The 7,038-nt window shown below is 59.5% G+C and carries 5 protein-coding genes; 3 read left to right on the top strand and 2 right to left on the bottom strand.

Features of this window, described 5'->3' with window-relative positions:
• Nucleotides 1–45: 45 nt before the first annotated feature.
• Together HX790_RS27425 and HX790_RS27420 are read right to left on the bottom strand one after the other, a co-directional pair.
• A complete protein-coding gene (locus HX790_RS27425) occupies nt 46–945 on the bottom strand; it encodes a D-hexose-6-phosphate mutarotase (RefSeq protein ID WP_176992512.1) in 900 nt (299 codons plus the stop codon).
• 58 nt (nt 946–1,003) lie between these two features.
• Nucleotides 1,004–1,408: an acyl-CoA thioesterase gene (locus tag HX790_RS27420; protein ID WP_003176975.1), complete on the bottom strand. Its 405-nt coding sequence runs from the start codon at nt 1,406–1,408 to the stop codon at nt 1,004–1,006.
• A gap of 458 nt (nt 1,409–1,866) precedes the next feature.
• Here HX790_RS27420 and HX790_RS27415 point away from each other — a divergent pair, with 458 nt between their 5' ends.
• From HX790_RS27415 to HX790_RS27405, 3 genes are all read left to right on the top strand, one after another.
• Nucleotides 1,867–3,156 (top strand): MFS transporter, encoded by a 1,290-nt coding sequence (locus HX790_RS27415; RefSeq protein ID WP_017135797.1) that lies wholly within the window; start codon nt 1,867–1,869, stop codon nt 3,154–3,156.
• Between the two features lie 330 nt (nt 3,157–3,486).
• A complete protein-coding gene (locus tag HX790_RS27410; protein ID WP_017135798.1) occupies nt 3,487–4,473 on the top strand; it encodes a phosphate ABC transporter substrate-binding protein PstS in 987 nt (328 codons plus the stop codon).
• A 521-nt stretch (nt 4,474–4,994) separates the two neighbouring features.
• The gene (locus HX790_RS27405; RefSeq protein WP_176992515.1) at nt 4,995–7,028 is read left to right on the top strand and encodes an ABC transporter permease subunit; all 2,034 of its coding nucleotides are present in this window, start codon (nt 4,995–4,997) and stop codon (nt 7,026–7,028) included.
• Nucleotides 7,029–7,038 lie beyond the last annotated feature (10 nt).

Below are 7,038 nucleotides of genomic sequence, written 5' to 3'. Positions count from 1 at the left end.
TTCCCAGATCAAGACACAAGCGTGCTCACACATGTTGATTGGTTTTTACAGAGCGAAGCTGGCGATGCTCACACCCAAGGTATGGCTTTGACCCGGCGCCAAGCTCACCACATCATCCAGCACATTCGCCGTTTCGATGCACAGCATGCCCTGCCAGCCATCATCGGCCATGTCGTCAAACGCCTTGGCGCGTTCGGTCCATGGGTTCCAGATCACGGTCGAGCTCGAACCCTGGCTGGTGAGCTGAATGCGGCGCTGCCAATCCTTATCGACAATATTCAACTGCGCCGGCGTATCCAGGTAGATACGATCAGTCTCGGCACTGAAGTGCAGCAGGCCGGACTGCTTCTTCTCGGCCCAGCCATCGGCGGTGTCGATATACGCCAGCCCATCCAGCCCTTCGACCTGCACCTTGCGTACGTCACTCACGGCGAAGTAAGTGTGCAGCGCCTGGCTGAGGGTCACAGTGTCGGTGCCACGGTTGTGGCTGGTCAGGCGGATGTGCAGTTGATCGTCAAGCAGCAGGCTCAACGTCAGGTTGACCTGATGCGGCCAGCCGGGGAAGCCGCCCTCGGGAACCGGCAGAACCAAGTCCACCCGTAGCGCCTGGCCTTCGAGTTCGCTCGCAGCCAACTCCCACTGTGCCGTGCGCACAAAACCATGGGCACCGGCCGGTTGCTCGCTCTGGCGCATTGCCTTGACGCTCTGCGGGTTGCGGTCAAACACGCCAAACCATGGCCAGCATACCGGCACGCCGGTACGGATGCCTTTGCCTTGCTTGAACACCGCCGCAGGGTTTGGCCATATCAGCGGCTGCTCGCCCTTGCGCTGGTAACTGAAGATGTGCGCGCCCTGTTGGGCCACCATCAATTCAGCGCCGTTGTGGCGAATGCGCCAGCAGTCCAGTTCGTCGATTTTTACGCTTTCAACGTGGGGCACAGGCATACGAAGCACTCTTTAATGGCAGGCAATGGGGCAATTGACCGTCAAAACCCGACGAGGTTTAACGCGCGCGCGACGGTACCGAGCGCGTGCGGCCGCTGCCATCGATGGCGACGAACACGAACACCGCCTCGGTAACTTTGCGCCATTCACTGGACAGCGGGTCGTCGCTCCACACTTCGACCATCATCTGGATCGAGCTACGGCCAATTTCCAGGGCTTGGGTATAGAAGGACAATTGCGCACCGACCGCGACCGGCACCAGAAAGGCCATGCGATCAATGGCCACGGTAGCCACGCGGCCGCCGGCGACCTTGCTGGCCATTGCCGTGCCTGCCAGGTCCATCTGCGCGACCAGCCAGCCGCCAAAAATATCGCCAAAACCATTGGTTTCACGTGGCAATGCGGTGATTTGCAGGGCGAGATCGCCTTGCGGGATAGGATCTTCTTGTTCGAGTTCGATCATGCCAAGGGTGCCTCTGACCCGTAACGCTTCATGGGTGTTTCAAGTGGATAGCCGTCTTCGGGAAAAACGTTTCAGCACCAACATACACCGCTCGATACGTTTCTCGTAAGGCGCACTAAAGGGAAACTCTGCCAAAACGGCTGGGTGGCACCCAACGACGTTTTGGCACAGCAGCCCCTCAAGACAGCGGGTTTGGCGCTTGCAAGGGCCGAGTATATCGAGACGCTGGCGCCGCGACGACCTCCCGGCGCTCATTTGGTCGGCAAATCGCGGCTGTTATGCGGCTTTTTCGCGCAACTGTGTTTCTGATTGCAGGGAAAGCGCACGAATGGGGAATATTTCGCCCATTTGAACTGTGATTCGGTAGACGCTGTGCTTTTTCAAACGATTTGCTATCTTGCCAAACCTGCCGCAAGTCCCGGGCTTGCTGTTCTGATTACTATAAGAGAAGCCTTGCCATGTCCTCCGTGCCCGCAAGCAGCGCGCAACCTTCGCGCCCGCTGACCCGCAACGACTACAAAACCCTTTCGCTGTCTGCCTTGGGCGGGGCGCTGGAATTCTACGACTTCATCATCTTCGTGTTTTTCGCTACCGTGGTCGGGAAGCTGTTTTTCCCCGTCGACATGCCCGAATGGCTGCGCATGATGCAGACCTTCGGCATCTTCGCCGCCGGTTACCTGGCACGCCCGCTGGGCGGCATCATCATGGCGCACTTCGGTGACCTGCTGGGCCGCAAGAAAATGTTCACCCTGAGCATCTTCATGATGGCCGTGCCGACCCTGATCATGGGCCTGCTGCCGACCTACGCACAGATCGGCCTGTGGGCGCCGCTGCTGTTGCTGCTGATGCGCGTCATCCAGGGCGCCGCCATTGGCGGCGAAGTACCTGGCGCCTGGGTGTTTGTCTCCGAACACGTGCCGCCGCGCCACATCGGCTATGCCTGCGGCACCCTGACCAGCGGCCTCACCGCCGGTATCCTGCTGGGTTCGCTGGTGGCTACCGCCATCAACACCCTCTATACCCCGGAGCAGGTCTCGGATTACGCGTGGCGTATCCCGTTCCTGCTGGGGGGTGTGTTCGGCCTGCTGTCGGTGTACTTGCGCCGTTGGCTGCACGAAACACCGATCTTCGCTGAGATGCAGCAGCGCAAAACCCTGGCTGCCGAGTTGCCATTGCGCGCGGTATTGCGTGACCACCGTGGCGCCATTGTGCTGTCGATGCTGTTGACGTGGTTGCTGTCGGCGGGTGTGGTTGTGGTCATCCTGATGACCCCGACCGTGCTGCAAACCGTCTACCACTTCAGCCCGACGGTTGCGCTGCAAGCTAACAGCCTGGCGATCGTTACGCTGAGCCTGGGCTGCATTGCGTCCGGCGCGCTGGCTGACCGTTTTGGTGCCGGTCGCGTTTTGGTCACCGGTTGCGCGTTGCTGCTGGCCACTTCCTGGACGCTGTATCACAGCCTGATGGCCCACCCGGACTGGTTGTTCCCGCTGTACGCGTTGACCGGCCTGTTTGTGGGCACCATCGGTGTAGTGCCTTACGTGATGGTGAAAGCATTCCCGCCAGTGGTGCGTTTCAGCGGTTTGTCGTTCTCCTATAACGTGGCCTACGCCGTATTTGGTGGTTTGACGCCACTGGCGGTATCGCTGCTGATGAAGGAAAGCCCGATGGGGCCTGCTTACTACGTGGCTGTCCTGTGTGTAATGGGGATGGCGGTGGGCGGCTACCTGTGGAAGCGCGGGCGCTGAATGATCGTTCCCACGCTCTGCGTGGGAATGCCGGCCTGGACGCTCTGCGTCCGCTTTTGAAGGTCGTGACGCAGAGCGTCACTGGATGCGTTCCCACGCAGAGCGTGGGAAGGATCAATGCCAGCAACGATTACAGAGTGTTTCCGAAACATCGCTCCAGCCGCCTAAACCTCCTCGCAAGCCCCGGATTTATTGCACTTCCCCCTTCCTGTCAGGTTTTTCATAAATACTGGCCTTTCATCTAATTGTCATATTCCAGACATAGAGTGTTCACACGGCCTACCGATACTTGGCCCCGATCCAACTATCCCTATCTGCTAGGAGCAAGGCATGAAACTGAAACGTTTGATGGCGGCAATGACTTTTGTCGCTGCTGGCGTTGCGACCGCCAACGCGGTGGCCGCTGGTGTTGATCCGGCAATCCCGGCTTACGTTAAGACCACTGGTGTGTCGGGCAACTTGTCCAGCGTCGGTTCCGATACCTTGGCTAACCTGATGACCCTGTGGGCCGAGGGTTACAAAAAGGAATACCCGAACGTCAACATCCAGATTCAGGCTGCCGGCTCCGCCACTGCACCTCCTGCGCTGACTGAAGGCACCTCCAACCTGGGCCCGATGAGCCGCAAGATGAAGGACACCGAACTGGCGGCCTTCGAGCAGAAGTACGGCTACAAGCCAACCGCTATCCCGGTTGCCGTGGATGCCCTGGCTGTGTTTGTGCACAAGGACAACCCGATCCAGCACCTGACCATGGAACAAGTCGACGCGATCTTCTCCTCGACTCGTCTGTGCGGCGCTAAAGCCGATGTTAAAACCTGGGGCGACCTGGGTGTGACCGGCGACCTGGCCAACAAGCCGGTTCAGTTGTTTGGTCGTAACTCGGTATCCGGCACCTACGGCTACTTCAAAGAAGAAGCCCTGTGCAAAGGCGACTACAAGCCAAACGTGAACGAACAACCAGGCTCGGCTTCGGTCGTGCAGTCGATCAGCTCCTCGCTGAACGGCATCGGTTACTCGGGCATCGGCTACAAAACTGCTAGCGTGAAGACCGTGGCCCTGGCCAAGAAAGGCAGCACTGACTTCATCGAAGACAGCGAAGAAAACGCCCTGAACGGTAAATACCCGCTGTCGCGTTTCCTCTACGTGTACGTCAACAAAGCCCCGAACAAGCCTCTGGCCCCGCTGGAAGCTGAGTTCGTGAAACTGGTTCTGTCCAAACAGGGCCAGGAAGTAGTAGTGAAAGACGGTTACATCCCACTGCCAGCCAAAGTTGCCGCCAAGGCACTGGCTGACCTGGGCCTGAAAGAAGGCAACTAAGCCTGCAATACCGGTGTAGCAGCGGGCCCTGTGGAAGCGGGCTTGCTGTGGCGAGGGAGCTTGCTCCCGTTCGACTGCGTAGCAGTCGCAAGCCTTGGGGGCGCTTCGGCCCCCAGCGCAAGCAAGCTTGCTCGCCACAGTAACCCCTTACTCTTCAAGCCCGTCTACACCTCTAATTCTTTAATCCGCTGCCAGCCCTGCTACGCGGCGGATTTCTTGCGTCACTGCATTGTCATCTTTCTGTCATACAGGATCGCTAGGGTGTGCGCATGAATGATCTGGCCAATTCCACCATGACGACGACTTCTCCCCCCAAGCGTATTGATTTCAATACGCCTGAGCTGCAACGCAAGCGCCGCATTCGCGCGCTCAAAGATCGCCTGACCCGTTGGTATGTGTTGATCGGCGGCCTCGCCGTGCTCGGCGCAATTACCCTGATCTTCTTCTTCCTGGCTTATGTCGTTGCACCTTTGTTCCAAGGTGCTTCGCTGACCAAGGAAGACGCGCTGACACCCGCCTGGATGCAGGACGCCGGCAAGCCGTTGATGATCTCCCTCGAAGAACAGAACCAAGTTGCCATGCGGGTTTCCGACAAGGGCCAGGCGCTGTTCTTTGATGTGAGCACCGGTGCCGAGCTCAAACGTGTCGACCTGCCTTTGCCTGCTGGCGCCACTGTGGTCTCGATCGGCAAGGACCAGCCAGGCAGCCCGTTGGTGATCCTCGGTTTGTCCAATGGCCAGTCCCTGGTGTTCCGCCACACTTATAAAGTGTCGTACCCGGAAGGCAAAAAGACCATTACGCCGGCCATTGAATACCCCTACGGCGAAACGCCCATCGTCCTCGACGAGCAGGGCCGCCCGCTGGAGCACGTCGCCCTCAACGCCACTGACTCGTCGCTGGTGGTTGCAGGTTCCGCGGGTTCGTACTTGAACGTACTGAGCCTGAGCCGCGAAGAAAACATGATGACCGGTGAAGTCACCAGCGAGCAGAAGCGTATCGAGCTGCCGCAAATGACCGAACCGGTGAAGGCAATCTTCATCGACCCACGCCAGCAGTGGTTGTATGTGATCAACGGTCGTGCGCTCGCCGATGTGTTCAGCCTGCGCGACAAGAGCCTCAACGGTCGTTACAAACTGCTGGAAGACGGCAACGCCGAAATCACTGCCAGCACCCAGCTGGTGGGCGGTATCTCGCTGATCGTCGGTAACTCCAAGGGCGGCCTGGCCCAATGGTTCATGGCCCGTGACCCGGACGGCGAGCAACGCCTGAAGCAGATCCGCACCTTCCAGATGGGCACCGCGCCAATCGTTGAAATCACCGCCGAGGAGCGTCGCAAAGGCTTCACCGCCCTGGACGCATCCGGCAAGTTCGGCGTGTTCCACAGTACCGCGCACCGCACGCTGCTGGTCGATCCGGTGGTGGATGGCCAAGGCCTGTTCGGCATGTCGCCACGCGCCAACCGCGTGATCGTCGAAGCCGGCGGCAAGCTGCAACCGCTGCTGCTCGACAACCCGCACCCGGAAGTGTCCTGGAGCGCGCTGTGGAGCAAGGTCTGGTACGAAAACTACGACGAGCCTAAATACGTCTGGCAATCGACCGCCGCCAACACCGACTTCGAACCCAAAATGAGTTTGGCCCCGCTGACCTTCGGTACCCTGAAGGCTGCGTTCTACGCCATGTTGCTGGCGGCGCCACTGGCAGTTGCCGCGGCAATCTACACCGCTTACTTCATGGCCCCGAGCCTGCGCCGCAAGGTCAAGCCGGTGATTGAACTGATGGAAGCGATGCCGACGGTGATCCTCGGCTTCTTCGCTGGCCTGTTCCTGGCGCCTTATGTAGAAGGGCACTTGCCGGGGATTTTCAGCCTGCTGATGTTGCTGCCGATTGGCATCCTGGTCGCCGGGTTTGTCTTCAGCCGCCTGCCTGAATCGCTGCGCCTGCGCGTTCCGGATGGTTGGGAAAGTGCGATCCTGATTCCGGTGATCCTGTTTGTGGGCTGGCTCTCGCTGTACATGAGCCCGTACCTGGAGACCTGGTTCTTTGGCGGCGACATGCGCATGTGGATCTCCCACGACCTGGGCATCACCTACGACCAGCGCAACGCCCTGGTCGTCGGTCTGGCCATGGGTTTTGCGGTGATCCCGAACATCTACTCCATCGCCGAAGACGCCGTGTTCAGTGTGCCGCGCGGCCTCACCCTGGGCTCATTGGCCCTGGGCGCCACGCCATGGCAGACCATGACCCGCGTGGTGATCCTGACCGCGAGCCCGGGCATCTTCTCCGCACTGATGATCGGCATGGGCCGCGCAGTGGGTGAAACCATGATCGTGCTGATGGCCACCGGCAACACCCCGGTGATGGAGATGAACCTGTTCGAAGGCCTGCGCACATTGGCGGCCAACGTTGCGGTGGAGATGCCTGAGTCGGAAGTCGGTGGCAGTCACTACCGCGTGCTGTTCCTCTCGGCGCTGGTGCTGCTGCTGTTCACCTTCATCATGAACACCCTCGCCGAGCTGATCCGTCAGCGTCTGCGCAAGAAATACTCGTCGCTTTAAGAAAGGTAGA

It is taken from the genome of Pseudomonas sp. IPO3747 (assembly GCF_013385245.1).
GTDB classification, from domain to species: domain Bacteria; phylum Pseudomonadota; class Gammaproteobacteria; order Pseudomonadales; family Pseudomonadaceae; genus Aquipseudomonas; species Aquipseudomonas edaphica.
The sequence above is the reverse complement of the archived record's forward strand: the minus strand, read 5'-3'. Positions and strand labels throughout refer to the sequence as shown.

Excerpts from the sequence above, each read along its gene's own strand:
- HX790_RS27425 (WP_176992512.1), bottom strand. The coding sequence starts at position 945 with ATGCCTGTGCCCCACGTTGAAAGCGTAAAAATCGACGAACTGGACTGC.
- HX790_RS27420 (WP_003176975.1), bottom strand. The coding sequence starts at position 1,408 with ATGATCGAACTCGAACAAGAAGATCCTATCCCGCAAGGCGATCTCGCC.
- HX790_RS27415 (WP_017135797.1), top strand. The coding sequence starts at position 1,867 with ATGTCCTCCGTGCCCGCAAGCAGCGCGCAACCTTCGCGCCCGCTGACC.
- HX790_RS27410 (WP_017135798.1), top strand. The coding sequence starts at position 3,487 with ATGAAACTGAAACGTTTGATGGCGGCAATGACTTTTGTCGCTGCTGGC.
- HX790_RS27405 (WP_176992515.1), top strand. The coding sequence starts at position 4,995 with ATGCAGGACGCCGGCAAGCCGTTGATGATCTCCCTCGAAGAACAGAAC.